The 16,563-nt window shown below is 62.3% G+C and carries 11 protein-coding genes and 2 pseudogenes; 6 read left to right on the top strand and 7 right to left on the bottom strand.

The window, feature by feature from the left end; genetic code table 11:
• Nucleotides 1–115: 115 nt before the first annotated feature.
• The gene (glnE, locus tag IEX16_RS02915; protein WP_188706443.1) at nt 116–3,031 is read left to right on the top strand and encodes a bifunctional [glutamate--ammonia ligase]-adenylyl-L-tyrosine phosphorylase/[glutamate--ammonia-ligase] adenylyltransferase; all 2,916 of its coding nucleotides are present in this window, start codon (nt 116–118) and stop codon (nt 3,029–3,031) included.
• A gap of 6 nt (nt 3,032–3,037) precedes the next feature.
• Here the strand turns inward: glnE and IEX16_RS02920 are convergent, their stop codons facing one another.
• From IEX16_RS02920 to IEX16_RS20335, 5 genes and pseudogenes are all read right to left on the bottom strand, one after another.
• Nucleotides 3,038–3,517, bottom strand: coding sequence for a hypothetical protein (locus IEX16_RS02920; RefSeq protein ID WP_188706445.1), 480 nt, complete (start codon nt 3,515–3,517; stop codon nt 3,038–3,040).
• 1 nt (nt 3,518) lies between these two features.
• A complete protein-coding gene (locus IEX16_RS02925) occupies nt 3,519–5,054 on the bottom strand; it encodes a TRAP transporter large permease (protein WP_188706447.1) in 1,536 nt (511 codons plus the stop codon).
• Between the two features lie 70 nt (nt 5,055–5,124).
• Nucleotides 5,125–5,664 carry a TRAP transporter small permease subunit gene (locus IEX16_RS02930; protein ID WP_188706448.1) on the bottom strand — a complete coding sequence of 180 codons (540 nt, stop codon included), beginning with the start codon at nt 5,662–5,664 and terminating at the stop codon, nt 5,125–5,127.
• A 104-nt stretch (nt 5,665–5,768) separates the two neighbouring features.
• Nucleotides 5,769–6,506: pseudogene (locus IEX16_RS02935) on the bottom strand (response regulator).
• A 98-nt stretch (nt 6,507–6,604) separates the two neighbouring features.
• Nucleotides 6,605–6,988, bottom strand: a pseudogene (locus tag IEX16_RS20335) (sensor histidine kinase); the annotation flags it as partial.
• 115 nt (nt 6,989–7,103) lie between these two features.
• On the opposite strand from IEX16_RS20335, the gene IEX16_RS02945 reads away from it, so the two are divergent.
• From IEX16_RS02945 to IEX16_RS02960, 4 genes are all read left to right on the top strand, one after another.
• Nucleotides 7,104–7,820 (top strand): CerR family C-terminal domain-containing protein, encoded by a 717-nt coding sequence (locus IEX16_RS02945; RefSeq protein WP_188706450.1) that lies wholly within the window; start codon nt 7,104–7,106, stop codon nt 7,818–7,820.
• Nucleotides 7,817–9,295: an efflux transporter outer membrane subunit gene (locus tag IEX16_RS02950; RefSeq protein WP_188706452.1), complete on the top strand. Its 1,479-nt coding sequence runs from the start codon at nt 7,817–7,819 to the stop codon at nt 9,293–9,295. Before IEX16_RS02945 ends, IEX16_RS02950 begins: the two co-directional genes overlap by 4 nt.
• A 31-nt stretch (nt 9,296–9,326) precedes the next feature.
• Nucleotides 9,327–10,499 (top strand): efflux RND transporter periplasmic adaptor subunit, encoded by a 1,173-nt coding sequence (locus IEX16_RS02955; RefSeq protein ID WP_188706454.1) that lies wholly within the window; start codon nt 9,327–9,329, stop codon nt 10,497–10,499.
• 185 nt (nt 10,500–10,684) lie between these two features.
• The gene (locus IEX16_RS02960) at nt 10,685–13,849 is read left to right on the top strand and encodes an efflux RND transporter permease subunit (RefSeq protein ID WP_188706456.1); all 3,165 of its coding nucleotides are present in this window, start codon (nt 10,685–10,687) and stop codon (nt 13,847–13,849) included.
• A gap of 105 nt (nt 13,850–13,954) precedes the next feature.
• On the opposite strand, the gene rfaE2 is transcribed toward IEX16_RS02960, so the two are convergent.
• Entirely contained in the window at nt 13,955–14,449 is a 495-nt protein-coding gene (rfaE2, locus tag IEX16_RS02965) for a D-glycero-beta-D-manno-heptose 1-phosphate adenylyltransferase (protein WP_188706458.1), read from the bottom strand.
• Between the two features lie 288 nt (nt 14,450–14,737).
• Complete coding sequence (locus tag IEX16_RS02970; RefSeq protein WP_188706460.1) at nt 14,738–15,607, bottom strand: ferritin family protein; 870 nt, start codon at nt 15,605–15,607, stop codon at nt 14,738–14,740.
• A 275-nt stretch (nt 15,608–15,882) separates the two neighbouring features.
• On the opposite strand from IEX16_RS02970, the gene IEX16_RS02975 reads away from it, so the two are divergent.
• A complete protein-coding gene (locus IEX16_RS02975) occupies nt 15,883–16,479 on the top strand; it encodes a glutathione peroxidase (RefSeq protein ID WP_188706462.1) in 597 nt (198 codons plus the stop codon).
• Nucleotides 16,480–16,563 lie beyond the last annotated feature (84 nt).

A 16,563-nucleotide genomic window follows, 5' to 3' on the forward strand; every position in this document is an offset into this window, starting at 1 on the left:
GTCGGGTGGGAAGCACTTGCTGGGAGGGGGTCGATTGATCCATTGACATGAGAATTATGACCTTCAGCGCCTGCGTCCGTTCAATGCCCCACAAGGAAGTTTGGTAACCCGCGTCATGCCTGCTTCGTTAACCGCCCTCACGGCCGCATCCGACCATTCCCGTTTTGTCCAGCGCATCCGCCGGCGTTATGCCGGCCAGCTTGCGCTGCTGCCGGCCGGCGAGCCGGTGCGCGCCACCATGCAGGCTGCTTACGACGCCCTGCAGCCCCTGGAAGCCGATGCCGGGGTCCGCCTGCGCATCCTTCGGCAGTTGGTGCTGGAACGGCTGGTGGTCCTCGACTGTGATCATGAAGCCCCCACGCTTGAATATACGGCCCCCACGCTCGCCACTTCGTGTGCGTCGCTGCCCCCCGAGGGGGCGCTACGCCTGCGGGCCGGCGAAGCCGGACCCGCGGCCCCGGCTGGCGAAAGACTCGCCCATCCCACCCCCGTCCCATTTGCCACTGCGGGCGTTCCACTGGCGGTGGTGACACGCGCCATGACCGAGCTCGCCGAACTGGCGCTCGATATCGCCATCTGCGAATCGCGCCCGGGGCTGGACGCGCTGTATGGCCAACCGCAGGCGCCGGCATCAGAAAATTCCGCGGTCGGCCGTGCCCAGCTGTGGGTGATTGGCATGGGCAAGCTGGGCGCGCGCGAACTAAATGTCTCCAGCGACATCGACCTGATCTACGTCTACGACCACAATGGCGAAACCGCCGGACGGGAGGACGGCCGGGGGGTGGTTTCCAATCACGAGTATTTCGCGCAGCAGGTCAAGGCCATCCACACCCTGATCGGCGACACCACCGAACACGGCTTTGTGTTCCGGGTGGACCTGGCGCTGCGGCCCAACGGCAACTCGGGGCCGGCGGCAGTGTCACTCAATGCGCTGGAGGAATACTTCCAGGCCCAGGGCCGTGAGTGGGAGCGCTTTGCATGGCTCAAGAGCCGGGTGGTGGCGCCACTCGAATGCGTCCGAAGCGGGTCGGCCCAGGCCTTGCGCGGCTCCGTGCTGCCCTTTGTCTTCCGGCGCTACCTTGACTACAACGTGTTTGACGCACTGCGCGTGCTGCACCGGCAAATCCGCGAACACGCGGCCAAACGCGCCGCCGGCCACCCCGAACGCGCCAACGACGTGAAAATGTCGCGCGGCGGCATCCGCGAGATCGAATTCACCGTGCAATTGCTGCAGGTGGTGCGCGGCGGCCAGTTCCCGGAACTGCGCACCCGGCCCACGCTCGATGCGCTGCAGCGCGTCGCCAGCGCCGGGCTGATGGCACAAGCCACCGCCGAAGCCCTGACACGCGCCTACGACTTTCTGCGCCGCGTCGAGCACCGCATCCAGTACCTGGACGACCAGCAAACCCATGTGCTGCCGACGCGCGACGATGACCTGGCCTGGATTGCGCAGACCATGGGCTACAGCAGTTGCTGCCCGTTTTTGAGCGATCTCGATGCGCACCGCGAGCTGGTCGCCCAGGAATTCGACACCCTGCTGGGGCAGAAAACTGACTGCAAGGGCTGCGGCAAATCGGTGCCGGCCGCGCCGCAGGATCTTGATGAACTGCTGGAAAAGCTGGCGATCCAGTGGCCCGACAAGTTTCGCGCGCGGCTGGAACAGTGGCGCAGGCATCCGCGCGTGCTCGGCCTGCGCGACGACGCGCGCGCGCGCCTGACACGCCTGGTGCAGCGCACCGCGCAGTGGCTGGTTGAAGGCAAGGCGGGCGAAGAAGCAGCGGTGCGCATCATTGACTGGATGGAGCCCCTGCTGCGCCGCGAAAGTTATCTGGCGCTGCTGCTGGAACGCCCTGCCGTGCATGAGCGTCTGCTGCGCCTGCTGGGCGCGGCCAAATGGCCGGCGCGTTACCTGCTGCAGCATCCGGGCGTGATCGACGAGCTGGCCAGCGACGCGATGCTGCACGAGCGTTTTGATGCGGCCGCCTTCACCCAGGAACTGCAGCAGCGCCTGGCAGCGTTGCGGCGCACGGGCGAGGACGATGAGGAAAGCTGCCTGAACCTGTTGCGCCGGGCTCACCATGCGGAGGTCTTCCGCACGCTGGCGCGCGATGTTGAAGGCCAGCTGACGGTGGAGCAGGTGGCCGATGACCTCAGCGCACTGGCGGAAACCGTGCTCAAGATCACCACCGACTGGTGCTGGCAGCGACTGAAAAACAAGCATCGCGAGACACCGCAGTTCGCCATCATTGCCTACGGCAAGCTCGGCGGCAAGGAGCTCGGCTACGGCAGCGACCTGGACATCGTATTTGTCTTCGAGGACGAAGACGAGCAGGCCTCTGAGGTGTATGCCGCTTTTGTGCGGAAGCTGATCAACTGGTTGACCATCAAGACCGCCGAAGGCGATCTGTTCGAGATCGACACCGCGCTGCGACCCAACGGCAACTCGGGCCTGCTGGTCACCAACTTTGCGGCCTACGCCAGGTACCAGCAGCAGCGCGGCAGCAACACCGCCTGGACCTGGGAACACCAGGCCATGACCCGAGCGCGTTTTGTGCTGGGCAACGAGTCCCTGAGGGAGCGCTTCGACCAAGTCCGCCTTGCCGTGATCAGCGCACCGCGCGATGTACCGGCGCTGGCCCGCGAGATCGTCGCCATGCGCGAAAAGGTCAGAACCAGCCGACCGATCAAGGGCGAGAAAGCGGGCGAAAAATTTGATGTCAAGCACAGCCCCGGCGGCATGGTGGACGCCGAATTTTTGGTGCAGTTTCTGGTGCTGTCTCAGTCCGGCAGCCACCCCGAACTTATAGATAACGTCGGCAACATCGCGCTGCTGCAGCGCGCTGAGGCCGCCGGCCTGCTGGCCCCGGGCGTTGGCCAAGCCGCAGCGGATGCCTACCGCGAACTGCGGCGGGTACAGCACCAGGCGCGGCTCAACGAAGCGCCGACGCAGGTTCGCCCGCCGGCGTTGCAGGACGAACGCAACGCAATTCTGGCCGCTTGGCGTGCCGTGTTCGAGGTCCAGGCGCTGTAAGTTTTCCTACTTGTCCGTCCGCGCCGGTTCGACGGCGGCAAACCCCGGACCAAGACTCAGGTGTGCAAAACGCTGCAACACCTGCGGGTCGGCAGCATGAAACACAAACAGCCCATGACCCCGCGCGCGGACCATCAGCCGCGGCGCAATCAGCCACTGCAAATAGGGTACGTAAATGAATTTGGCTTGGGTGATGTCGGCCAGCGCCACCTGCTTGGGCCAGAGCCAGCTCTGTCGGATGCTGTCTGCGTCGATGGTCGTGCGGCTGCGCAAAATCCAGTAATAACAAAGCCCGATCACACACAGGGTCACGCCCATAAACACGGCGGCAGCGGTGGACCACCCTGCGCCTGTCATCTGGTCGAAAGCCCTTACTCCCCAGAATATCAGCGCCGCGATCAGAAGGCTGGCGAGCAACTTGACCGCCAGGGGAAAAGCCGCGCCTTCTGCGAAGTCCTGGCCCTGCGACAGCTGGTTTGCCTGCATCTTATTTCTGGCCGCCGTCGGGCTTCGAAGCGGGTGCTGTGGCTGCGCCGGGTTTGTCGGCGTTCCTGAAAAGTTCATCGACGATTTTCTGCTCGTCTTCGGCGGTGGCATTGTTTTCTTCCTCGACCGGCATCTCAATTTGTACCTTGTCGATGTCGATGTTCTCCTTCTTGTCCAGGAACACCGTCACGGTTTGGGGCACAAAAATTACGATCACCACCAGCACCAACTGCAGCAGCACCCACGGAATGGCGCCGAGATAAATGTCTTTCGACTCCACCTTGACCGGAATTGCACCGGCTTTGAACAGCGTGTCCGAAATGCCGCGCAGATAGAACAGGGCAAAACCAAACGGCGGGTGCATGAAGCTGGTCTGCATGTTGACGCAAATCAGCACGCCGAACCAGATCATGTTGATGCCCATCTTCTCGGCGACTGGCCCCAGCAGCGGCAGGATGATGAAGGCGATCTCAAAGAAATCGAGGAAAAAGGCAAGGAAAAAAATGAAGATGTTGACAGCAATCAGAAACCCGGTCTGCCCGCCCGGCAGGCCGGTCAGCATGTGCTCAACCCAGACGGCGCCGTCCACCCCCTGAAACACCAGCGAAAACACCCGTGAGCCAATCAGGATAAACACCACCATCGCCGTGATGCGCATGGTGCCGGTCATGCCCTCCTTGATCATGGGCCAGGACAGGCGGCGGTGAAGCGCCGCGAGGAGGAAGGCCCCCACCGCGCCCATGGCCCCAGCCTCAGTGGGTGTGGCAATTGCAGTGTTAATGCCTGGCAAACCTCCCATGCTGCCCAGCACGGCGAAGATCAGGATGGCCGAGGGGATGATGCCGCGCAGGCATTTTTTCCACAAGGCCCAGCCGTCCAGCGTGCGGGCCGACGCCGGCAAGCCGGGCAGGTAAGCGGGCCGCAAGCGCGTCAAGATGAAGGTGTACAGGGCAAAAATCAGCACCTGCAGGATGGACGGCCCCCAGGCACCCTTGTACATGTCACCGACCGGTTGCCCTAGCTGATCGGCCATCACCACCAGTACCAGTGAAGGCGGCACCAGCTGGGTGATGGTTCCGGATGCGGCCAGCACGCCCGTGGCATAACGCATGTTGTAGCCGTAACGCATCATCACCGGCAGCGAAATCATCGCCATCGCAATCACTTGTCCGGCCACGGTCCCGGTGATGGCCCCGAGGATAAAGCCGACGATGATGACCGAATAACCCAACCCGCCGCGCGCGGGGCCAAAGAGCTGGCCCATCGAATCGAGCATGTCTTCAGCCAAGCCGCATTTCTCCAGGATGGAGCCCATCAACGTAAAAAACGGAATGGCAAGCAGCAGCTCGTTGGACAGGATGCCAAACACGTTGAAAGGCAGGTTGGCCATGAAGGCCGCGGGGAACCAGCCCATTTCAATGGCAATGAAGCCGCACAGCAAACCCAGGGCCGACAACGAAAAAGCCACCGGAAAGCCGATCAGCATGACGACAATCAGCCCGCCAAACATCAGCGGCGCGAAGTCCTGCATGTTCATGCTGTCCTCCGGCGCAACTGGGTGACGCGGGCAGTCACCCGGCTCCGGCAGCGTGGTTCGGCGGGGAACATCATTGAAGTGGCCTCTCGTAGTGGAGGTCCATCTCATGGACATGCATGAGCCAGCCAATGCGCTTGACGATCTCTGACAGGCCCTGCAACAAGACCAGCGTAAAGCCCAACGGCATCATCAAAATGACCGGCCAGCGCATCAGGCCACCGGCGTTGTTGGACATTTCCTGCGACACGAAGGTGCGCACAAACAGCGGCGCGGAGTAATAAATCATCAGGGCCATCACCGGCAGCAGAAAAAACACCAGGCCAAACAGGTCAATCCAGACCTGCCCACGGCCGGCGAACTGACCATAGATCACGTCCACCCGCACATGCTCGTTGACGCGCAGCACCTGGGCGGCGCCCAGCATCACACACGCAGCAAACAGGTACCACTGGATTTCAAGCCAGGCATTTGAGCTGAGGTCAAAGCTGTAGCGCAGGATGGCATTGCCGGCGCTGATCACGCATGCCAAGACGACCGCCCACTTGGCAAGGGTGGCAAAACGGTCGTTGACCCAGTCGATCAGATGAGCAAGGGAAAGAAGCGTCTTCAATGCGGGAACCTCCGGCAGTGGTGGGCAAGTCAGTGCTGGTTTATACAGCAGGATGTAAATGGCCGGTAAGAAATCGCGCGCATCGACAGAAGACTGACAGGCTTCTAAGACAGGGGCGCGAGGTCTTCAAGGGTTTCTCCTGAGGGCACCATCAGCCGGTAGCCGACGCTGGTCTCGGTCAGCAGCAGCGCCGGCCGGGCCGGCTGCACCTCCAGTTTCTGGCGCAGCTGGCGGATATAAATACGCGGGTAATGGCCCCGCTCTGCATGCCCCGGACCCCACACCTCGCGCAGCAACTGGTGCGAGGTCACCGCCCGGTCGGCGCGTTTGGCCAGCGCTTCAAGCAAACGCCACTCAGTGGCGGTCAGGCGCACCAGCATACCGGCGCGATGGACGGTTTTGGTTTCGAGGTCAATTCGTACATCACCGATGCGCAACATCGATTCGCCGGCCCGCGTGGTCTGCGCCGCATGGCGCAGCGCCACCCGCAAGCGCGCAAGCAACTCGTCGACACCGAAAGGTTTGGTCAGGTAGTCGTCTGCGCCAGCATCCAGGGCATCGACCTTTTGCCGCTCGTGGGAGCGCGCCGACAGCACCAGCATCGGCCGCTGCGTTCAGGCGCGCAACTGCCCTATCAACTCGACCCCGTCGCGATCAGGCAGGCCCAGGTCGATCAGGAAGACATCAATGCGGCGGTTGCCGGCGAGGGTTTCTCCCTCCACCGCGGTGGCGGCCTCGAAAACTTCATGCCCTTCGGATTCCAAAGTAGTGACCAGAAAGCGGCGAATCGGCCCTTCGTTTTCCACCAACAGAACCCGCGTGGCCGCAGTGCGCTGTGACACCAAGCCACCTCGTCCATTGGCGGGGCCGGCTGCGGCGGTTGCGACAAGCGGAGTTCAAAATGCGCACCGCCGTGGTTGGTCGCGTCTATCGAGCCCTGATGCAGCCGCGCCACTGCCGCACAAATGGCCAGCCCGAGCCCGGTTCCGGCGCCTGCAGGCTCAGCGCGGCCGCGGTAAAACTTTTTGAAAACATCGCGCTCATGCCCTGGCGGCAGTCCCGGCCCGTTGTCTGCCATTGCCAGTTGCCAGTGCGTATTGCTTACCGTGACGACGACACGGATGGTGCTGCCAGCCGGGATGTAACGCAAAGCGTTGTCCAGCAAATTGCTCAAGGTCTGCACAAACAGGCGCGGATCGCACCAGACCACCGGGGCGTCCAGCACAATGCACTCCAAAGATAAAACATCTTTCGTCACCAGTTGCTTGATCATCCTTTGATTAAAACGGTTGTCGCGTAAAAGCACTGTAAATGTTGCTCGCATTGCCCCGCAAGCCTGTGATTTGAATTTTTAGGCCGAGGCATTGCCGTCAGCGGTGCGCAATTGAAACAATTGGCCTAATTAAATCAATTGTTTAATTTTGTGTTTTAATTTCCAGATGAAAACCGCCCTCCTCGCCGCCTCGCCGGCCGGCAACCGCAGCCAGGATACACGCAAGCAACGCTCCGACGGCGCTGAAGCCAGAGCCCACCTGCTGCTGACCGCGCTGAGGCTGTTCGCCGAAAAGGGCTTCTCCAAAACCTCGACGCGTGACATTGCGCAGGCGGCCGGCGCCAATGTGGCGGCCATCAGTTATTACTTCGGTGACAAGGCCGGGCTGTACCGCAGCGTGTTCACCGAGCCGCTGGGCGTCCCCTGCGACGACATCTCCAGATACCAGCCGGCACACCTGAGCTTGCGCGAAGCCCTGGAAGGATTTATCGCTGGCTTTCTCGAACCGCTGAAACAGGGCGACATGGCGCAGCAGATCACCCGCCTGCATTTCCGCGAGATGCTGGAGCCGACCGGTCTGTGGGCCGAGCAGATCAACAACAACATCAAGCCGGCCCACGTCGCGCTGACCGAAGTGCTGGGCCGCCATCTGCGTGTCACCAAAATAGATGACGATGTACACCGCCTGGCTTTTTCCATCGCCGCGCTGGCGATGCAGATGTTCATCAGCCGCGATGTGATTGAAAACGTGCGGCCCCAGCTGATCGCCACACCCAAAGCCATCGACCTGTGGGCCATCCGCCTGGCGGACTTTGCCGAGGCCATGATAGCGGTCGAGGCCGCACGGCGTCGGCTGCCTGTTGACAAGAAAAAAACTTCATGAAAAAACTCCGCTTCATCCCCCTGGCCCTGGCGCCGCTGCTGCTGTCTGCCTGCGCGCTGCAGTCGCCGCCGTCCGCCGTCTCCACGAATCTGCCGACCCAATGGATGGCGCCGCTGCCCGGTATCCAGCCGGTGGCGGGCTTGCCACATCAGGGCACACTGACCGACCTGAGCCGCTGGTGGGAGCAGCAGGGCGACCCCTTGCTGGTGGAGTTGATCAACGCGGCGCAGGCCGTCAGCCCCTCGGTCGCCAGCGCGCGTTCGCGCATAGAGCAGTCGCGCGCCAGCCGCGTGGCGGCCGGCGCGGCGCTGCTGCCCTCGCTCGATGCGTCGGCCAGCGTCAGCCGCGGCCGCAGCCAGCCGGTGACCGCGGCACGCGCGCCGGTGGGCACCAGCTCCCAGCTCGGCCTGCAAACCGCCTGGGAGCTTGATGTGTTCGGCGGCCGGCGTGACAGCCGCGACGCGGCGCAACTGCGTTACGAAGGCGCGCAGGCCCAGTGGCACGACGCACGGGTGCTGGTGGCGGCCGAGACGGCCAATCAGTACTACGGTTTGCGAACCTGCGGGCAGTTGCTGCGGGTGGCACGCTCCGACGCCGCATCACGCGCGGAGACAGGGCGGCTGGCACAGCTCAGTGCCGACGCCGGCTTCACCGCGCCGGCCACCGCGGCGCTGGGCCGCGCCAGTGCCGCCGACGCCAACAGCCGCGCCACCCAGCAGGCGGCACTGTGTGAACTGGACATCAAGGCGCTGGTGGCATTGAGCAGCATGCCCGAGCCCGAATTGAGGCAAAAACTGGCCTCAGCCCCCACCCGTCCTGCGCAAACAGCTACTGTTTTGATAGCGAACGTACCCGCGCAGGCCCTCGCGCAGCGCCCCGACGTGTTTAGCGCCGAGCGCGAAGTCGCCGCCGCCAGCGCCGATGTCGGCAGCGCGCAGGCCGCGCGTTACCCGCGCCTGACGCTCAACGGCTCGGTCGCGGCCAACACCTTCCGCAGCGGCAGCGTCAGCACCGACTTCAACACCTGGTCCATTGGCCCGCTGGCGCTCAGCCTGCCGCTGTTTGACGGCGGCCGGCGTGCCGCCGATGCCGAAGCCGCCCAGGCCCGTTACGACGAAGCCGCCGCCGTCTACCGTGGCCGGGTCCGGCAGGCGGTGCGCGAGGTCGAAGAGGCACTGGTCACGCTGCAAAGCACCGCCGCCCGCGGCGAAGATGCACGTATTGCTGCCGAAGGTTACCGGGCCGCCTTTGCTGGCACCGAGGCGCTGTATAAAAACGGGCTCGCCAGCCTGGTCGACCTGGAAGACAGCCGGCGCACGCAACTGGCCGCCGAAACCGCCCTCTTGAGCCTGCAGCGCGAACGCTCCTCGGCCTGGGTGGCGTTGTACCGCGCCATGGGCGGCGGCTGGACGCGTGAACTGGAAGGACCTGGTGGCCCGGCTGTCGTCACCGGCAGCACACCACGGCAGCCCTGATTCGCATCACCTCTGAATCAACGACAACATCATGAAAAAATTCAAGCTCAAACCAGTCGCTATTGTTTTGATAGCTGGCCTCGCCCTGGTGGCGGGGGCCATTGCCATTTTTTCCTCCAAATCCGGGAACAAGGCCGAGCCTGCGGCAGCCGCGCCCAAAGCGGCGCTGACGGTGACGGCGGTCCAGCCCGCGCAGACCCGCCTGCCGATCAAGCTAGTCGCGAATGGCAACATCGTGGCCTGGCAGGAGGCCATCATCGGCTCTGAATCGAGCAACCTGCGCCTGACGCAGGTGCTGGTCAATGTCGGCGACACGGTCAGGGCCGGGCAGGTGCTGGCGCGCTTTTCGGGCGACAGCGTTCAGGCCGACGTGGCGCAAGCGCGCGCCACGCTGGTGGAGGCGCAGGCCACGGCAGCGGACGCTGCGGGCAATGCCGAACGCGCGCGCAGCCTGCAAAACTCCGGCGCGCTGAGCACGCAGCAGATCAACCAGTACAACACCAGTGAACAGACCGCCAGGGCACGTGTGGCCGCAGCGCAGGCGGTGCTGGACGCGCAGCAACTGCGCGGCGGCAACACGCAGGTGCTGGCGCCCGACAACGGCGTGATCTCGGCACGCAACGCCACGGTGGGCGCGGTGGTGGGCGCGGGCACCGAGCTGTTTCGCATGATCCGCGGCGGCCGGCTGGAGTGGCGCGCCGAGGTCACCAGCGACGAGGTGACCCGCATCAAGCCGGGCGCGAATGCGCAGGTGACAGCCGCCAGCGGCACACAGGTGCAAGGCACGGTGCGCGTGGTAGCGCCGACGGTCGATCCGCTGACCCGCAACGCGCTGGTGTACGTTGACCTGGCGCGAAGCCCCGGCGTCAAGGCCGGCATGTTTGCACAGGGCGAATTTGAATTGGGCGCAACCGATGCACTGACACTACCGCAGCAGGCCCTGGTGCTGCGCGACGGCTTTACCTACGCGATGCGCATTGAGCCCGGCAACAAGGTCACGCAGGTCAAGCTGCAGACCGGCCGCCGTCTCGGCGACGCCGTGGAGATCACCCAGGGCGTCCTGGCCGGTGAGCGTTATGTGGCCGGAGGCGCGGCCTTTCTGGCCGACGGCGACACCGTTGCGCTAGTCGCATCTGCAGCCCCGACCGCAGAGCCCAACAAGACCGTAGCCCCCGCTCCTCCTGCGCAAGCAGCTAGCAAATAATCAGTAGGCTGAATCAATGAAATTCACTGTCACTCGACCGCCCCTCGCCGCGCCCTGCGGCGTTGCAAATGCGCGCCGGGCCTGCGGGCCCGCCTGTGCTTTGCGCCTTGCCCGGCACACCGCTGGGCAGCCGCTTGCCAGCGATTTCACTGATTCAGCCTACTAGCAAATTGCCGGAGAAAAGCATGAATGTTTCCGCCTGGTGCATCCGCAACCCGATTCCCGCAATTATGTTTTTTGTGATGCTGTGTTTTGCCGGCTTGCTCAGCTACCAGAACATGAAGGTGCAAAACTTTCCGGACCTCGATGTGCCCAACATCGTGATATCGGCCAGCTTGCCGGGCGCATCGCCAGCACAACTGGAGACCGATGTCGCTCGAAAGCTTGAGAACGCCATCGCATCCTTGCAGGGCCTGAAGAACATCTACACCAAGGTGCAGGACGGCGCGGCCACCATCACGGCCGAGTTCCGCCTGGAAAAATCAACCCAGGAAGCGCTTGATGAGGTGCGCTCCGCCGTGCAGCAGGTGCGGGCCGACCTGCCCTCGGACGTGCGCGACCCCATCGTCAGCAAAGTCAATCTGGCGGCCTCGCCAGTGCTGGCCTACACCATCCGCAGCAAGGCGATGGACGATGAAGCCATCTCCTGGTTTGTCGACGACACTTTGACCCGCCGGCTGTTGGCCGTGCCCGGTGTGGGTGCGGTCACCCGCGTCGGCGGCGTCAGCCGCGAAGTGCGCATCGCGCTGGACACCGCCAAAATGGCCTCGCTTGGCGTGAGTGCTTCCACCATCTCGCGCCAGCTCAGCCAAGTGCAGATGGACACCGCTGGTGGCCGTACCGACCTGGGCACCAGCGAGCAACCGGTGCGGACTCTGGCCACCGTCAAATCAGCGGCCGAGCTGGCTTCGCTGGAGCTGGCGCTGGGTGACGGCCGCAAGCTGCGCCTGGGCCAGGTCGCCGATGTGCAGGACACCGTCGCCGAACAACGCTCGACCGCGCTCCTCAACGGCGTACCCGTGGTGGGTTTTGAAGTTGCGCGCAGCAAGGGCGCCAGCGAGGTGGAAGCAGGTCGCGGCGTGCGCGCCGCCCTGAAAACCCTGCAGCTGAGCCACCCCGACATTGAGTTGACCGAGGCTTTTGACTTTGTGACACCGGTGGAAGAAGAGTACAGCGCCTCGCTGACCTTGCTGATTGAAGGCGGCTTGCTGGCGGTGTTGGTGGTCTGGCTGTTTTTGCGTGACTGGCGCGCTACTTTTGTCTCGGCGGTCGCGTTGCCGCTGTCGGTGATTCCGGCTTTTATCGGCATGAACTACCTCGGGTTTTCGATCAACATCGTGACCCTTCTGGCGCTCAGTCTGGTGATCGGCATTCTGGTGGACGACGCGATTGTGGAGGTGGAAAACATCGTGCGCCACCTGCGCATGGGCAAGACACCGTATCAGGCGGCAATGGAAGCTGCCGATGAAATCGGCCTGGCCGTGATTGCCACAACCTTCACGCTGATTGCAGTTTTTTTGCCGACCGCCTTCATGAGCGGCATTGCGGGCAAGTTCTTCAAGCAGTTTGGCTGGACGGCGGCACTCGCGGTGTTTGCTTCGCTGGTGGTGGCCCGCATGCTCACCCCCATGATGGCGGCCTACATCCTCAAACCGATCGTCAACTATGTTGAGAAGGACGGTGCGGTGATGCGCTGGTACATGCGCGCCAGCAACTGGTGCATCAAGCACCGGCTCATCACCAGCCTCGCAGCTGGCGCCTTCTTCATCGGCTCCCTGATGCTGATTCCGCTGCTGCCCACCGGTTTTGTGCCACCCGATGACAACTCGCAAACCCAGGTCTACCTGGAGTTGCCTCCCGGCACCCGTCTGGCTGAGACAAAAGTGGCCGCCGAGCGGGCGCGCACCCTGATTGCCCGTGTGCCCCATGTCAAAAGTGTGTACACCACCATCGGTGGCGGCGCGGCCGGAAGTGACCCGTTTGCGCCCGGCGGCGCCGCTGAAACCCGCAAAGCCACACTCACCATTTTGCTGACAGAGCGTGGCGAACGGCCACGCAAGCAGGGCATTGAAAACGACATCCGAAAAGCACTGGAGAACCTCCCCGGGGTGCGCAGCAAAGTCGGTCTGGGCGGCTCCGGCGAGAAGTACATTCTGGCGCTGACCGGCGAAGACGCGATGGCGCTGGCCGGCGCGGCAGCGGCGCTGGAAAAAGACCTGCGCACCATTCCCGGCCTCGGCTCTGTCGCCTCCAGCGCCTCGCTGGTGCGCCCTGAAGTGACGGTGCGGCCCGACTTTGCGCGCATGGCCGACCTGGGCGTCACCAGTGCGGCTATTGGCGAGACACTGCGCATCGCCACCGTGGGCGACTACAACGCCGCGCTGCCCAAGCTGAACCTGTCGCAGCGCCAGATCCCCATCGTGGTTCGCCTGGCCGACGATGCCAAATCCGACCTGGCAACGCTTGAGCGCCTGATGGTGCCCAGCACCAAGCCGGGTGTCGGACCCGTCATGCTGGGCCAGGTGGCCAAGGTCGAGATGGCCGGCGGCCCGGCCGTGATTGACCGGTTCAACCGGTCCCGCAACGTGCAGTTTGAGGTCGAACTTTCGGGGCTTGCTCTCGGCGACGTGAGTACAGCCGTGGAGAAATTGCCCGCCATCGTGAACCTGCCGGCAGGCGTGAAGCAAGTGGTGATTGGCGACGCCGAAGTGATGGGCGAGTTGTTTGCCAGCTTCGGGTTGGCCATGCTCACTGGCGTGTTGTGTATCTACATCGTGCTGGTACTGCTGTTTAAAAACTTTCTGCACCCGGTCACGATTCTGGCCGCGCTGCCATTGTCTTTGGGTGGTGCGTTTGTCGGTCTGTTGATTGCGCAGAAATCGTTTTCCATGCCTTCGCTGATTGGTTTGATCATGCTGATGGGTGTGGCCACCAAAAACTCTATCTTGCTGGTTGAATACGCCATCGAGGCTCGCCGGGGCCGCGCTGCCACCGAAAGTCAACCCGAGCAGCCGCCCATGTCGCGCATGGACGCCCTGCTGGACGCCTGTCATAAACGGGCCAGGCCGATTGTCATGACCACCATTGCCATGGGTGCCGGCATGATGCCGATTGCTTTTGGCTGGGGCTCTGCAGACAGCAGCTTTCGCTCGCCCATGGCGGTCGCCGTCATCGGCGGGCTGATCACCTCCACATTTTTGAGCTTGCTGGTGATACCGGCAGTGTTCACCTATGTGGACGACATCGGGCTGTGGTTCGGCCGCATGACAGGCAAGCTGCGCGGCAAGCCGCCGAGCACGCAGGCAGCGGACCGCGGTCTGGCTGAACCCGTACCAGTGCTACCAAAATAATAGCGAAATATGCGCGTGGGCTATGGGACAAGCGCCGAAACGATCAAAGATTCCGGGCGGAAGGCCGTGCGGAGTCTTCGGCTGCGCGCCGGGAGACGTTCTGGCTCAGCTGGCCCGGATTTTTTGCACCAGGGCGCTTGTCGAATACCCATCGACAAAGGAGATGGCCAGCGCCGTTCCGCCATAACTCTTCACCACAGCCGATTCGGCCAGCTTGTCCATGTCGTAGTCGCCGCCCTTGACCAGCACATCGGGCTTGAGCTCGGTGATGAGTTCCAGGGGCGTGTCATCGTCAAACCAGGTCACCAGACTGACAGACTCCAGCGCCGCCAGCAGGACGGCCCGGTCTTGTTCGTTGTTCAGCGGCCGGTCCGGCCCTTTGTCCAGCCGCCTGGCTGATTTGTCTGTGTTCAGCGCCACCACCAGGCTGCCGCCCAGTGCACGCGCCGTGGCGAGGTAGGTGACATGACCCCGGTGCAAAACGTCAAATACGCCGTTGGTAAAAACGATGGGCCGCGGCAAATCAGCCAGCGCTTGGGCTGCCGCTTCGCGGGAAACGATTTTTTGCAGAAAATGCGGGGGTAGTGGCGCGCTGTGCATTGGCCAACTTTAGCGGAAGAGTGCGTCATCGTCGCCGATCCATCAGCGCCTCGCCACGTCCAGCAATTTTTATACTGGAAATCGCCGACGAAAATCTGCACGCCGAACATGCAGGCGCGTGAAACCAGCATGGGAAAGATGCTGATCCAGCATCTGCAGGGTCCGGACGAGTTGATCCTAAAAGCCGGCTTGCCGGTCGCTTGCCTCGGCAAATGCAAACACCTGCGCGCCGCGTGCGACGGCCCGGCTTCCGCCCCCCGAAGAAGCTCGGCCAGCGAAAGTCCGGCATCAAGGGCTGGTGGACGCCGGCTTGACGGCCATGGACGCCGTGATTTCCTTGCCAAGTTCCTTGCGGTAGCGGTTGAGCTCTTGCACGGTCTTGAAGCTCTGGTTCATCAGAAGGCTCATGTTGTGCAGGATGCGCTCAACGACCTTGCCTTCCCAGACCGCGTCGAAGTTGATCTGCTTGTCCAGCCAGTGTTCCAGCCACTCAGGATTGGGCAGGCGCGACTGGATGGTGTCGCGCGGAAACAGATCCTTGTTCACATGCAGGTTGGTCGGGTGCAGTGCCTGCGCGGTGCGGCGGGCACTGGCCATGAGCACACCCACTTTGGTGAAGGCTGCCCTGGCATCGTTGCCAAAGTTGTTGATCGCGCGCTTCATGTAGCGCAGGTAGGCACCGCCGTGGCGCGCCTCGTCCTGACTGAGCTGCGTGTATATCTGCTTGATGACCGGTTCGGTGTGCCACTCGCTGGCACGACGGTACCAGTGGTTCAGGCGGATCTCACCGCAGAAATGCAGCATCAGGGTTTCCAGCGCAGGTGCCGGCTCAAATTCAAAGCGCACTTCATGCAACTCTTTTTCAGTCGGGGCCAGCTCCGGGCGAAAACGCCGCAGGTATTCCATCAACACCAGCGAGTGTTTCTGCTCTTCAAAAAACCAGATCGACATGAAGGCGGAGAAATCGCTGTCGTCCTTGTTGTCGCGTAAAAACATCTCTGTGGCCGGCAAGGCAGACCACTCGGTGATGGCATTCATCTTGATCGTCTGCGCCTGCTCGTCGGTGAGCTTGGAGGCGTCAAAACTGGCCCACGGAATATCCTTGTCCATGTCCCAGCGGACGGATTCGAGCTGTTTGAAAAGTTCTGGGTAAAGCATGAGACTCCTTACGCGGCACTCGCCGACTTAGATTCAAGCCGATTTTATGCGGCGAATATGACAAATCGCTCAAAATGGTTTTTGATGCCATTTCATGCGGGTTGATGGCTGTTTAGCCTCTTTAATTGTTTTACACGGTTTGCGGCGGCTTGGATAGCAGCCAATTTCCCGCGCTCGCTTAAGCCCCCCGCACCATGAATCTGATCCGGCCGATGCCGCGTATTTTTTGCACGCTCATCTTTCAGCCACCCCGCCTTTTTAAAAGTGACAACACCATGAACCCTGTTTTATTCAAGGCCATCCTGACCACGGCCATGCTGGGTGGCGCTTTGCTGACACCAGCCCATGCCGTGACTGCCGCACCCAAGCCGGGCACCGCAACAACTGCCTCCTGCGAGCCTTTGCTGCAGCACAACTTTTTGCGGCTCCAGGATGAAAGGGCTCAGTCCCTGTGTCAATACAGTGGCAAAGTGCTGTTGGTAGTCAACACCGCGAGCTTTTGCGGCTTCACTACTCAATACAAAGGCCTGGAGGCGCTGTATGCCAAATACCGCGACCAGGGCCTGGTAGTGCTGGGTTTTCCTTCCAACGACTTCTCCCAGGAAACCGGCAGTAACAAGGAAATTGCCGATTTTTGCGAGAACACCTTCGGCGTGAAGTTCCCGATGTTTGCCAAGTCCAGCGTCAGCGGCAAAGCAGCCAACCCCCTGTTCAAACAACTGGCCGAGAGGACGGGCAGCGCGCCGCGATGGAATTTCCACAAATACCTGATATCCCGCGATGGACAACAAGTAAGCAGCTTCGACACCAGCGTCGATCCCGGCAATTCGGCCTTTTTGAAAGAAATCGAGAAAAAGTTGCTGGCAAAATAATTACCAATCGGTAATAATTCGACCAATAGGTATCAATCTCGGCCATTTAAACCTTTCGACTTGTTATTACCAGACTGTTTTTCC

The organism is Polaromonas eurypsychrophila, from assembly GCF_014641715.1.
GTDB classification, from domain to species: Bacteria; Pseudomonadota; Gammaproteobacteria; order Burkholderiales; family Burkholderiaceae_C; genus Polaromonas; species Polaromonas eurypsychrophila.

Coding starts and splice junctions, on each gene's coding strand:
- glnE (WP_188706443.1), top strand. CDS start 116: ATGCCTGCTTCGTTAACCGCCCTCACGGCCGCATCCGACCATTCCCGT.
- IEX16_RS02920 (WP_188706445.1), bottom strand. CDS start 3,517: ATGCAGGCAAACCAGCTGTCGCAGGGCCAGGACTTCGCAGAAGGCGCG.
- IEX16_RS02925 (WP_188706447.1), bottom strand. CDS start 5,054: ATGAACATGCAGGACTTCGCGCCGCTGATGTTTGGCGGGCTGATTGTC.
- IEX16_RS02945 (WP_188706450.1), top strand. CDS start 7,104: ATGAAAACCGCCCTCCTCGCCGCCTCGCCGGCCGGCAACCGCAGCCAG.
- IEX16_RS02950 (WP_188706452.1), top strand. CDS start 7,817: ATGAAAAAACTCCGCTTCATCCCCCTGGCCCTGGCGCCGCTGCTGCTG.
- IEX16_RS02955 (WP_188706454.1), top strand. CDS start 9,327: ATGAAAAAATTCAAGCTCAAACCAGTCGCTATTGTTTTGATAGCTGGC.
- IEX16_RS02960 (WP_188706456.1), top strand. CDS start 10,685: ATGAATGTTTCCGCCTGGTGCATCCGCAACCCGATTCCCGCAATTATG.
- rfaE2 (WP_188706458.1), bottom strand. CDS start 14,449: ATGCACAGCGCGCCACTACCCCCGCATTTTCTGCAAAAAATCGTTTCC.
- IEX16_RS02970 (WP_188706460.1), bottom strand. CDS start 15,607: ATGCTTTACCCAGAACTTTTCAAACAGCTCGAATCCGTCCGCTGGGAC.
- IEX16_RS02975 (WP_188706462.1), top strand. CDS start 15,883: ATGAACCCTGTTTTATTCAAGGCCATCCTGACCACGGCCATGCTGGGT.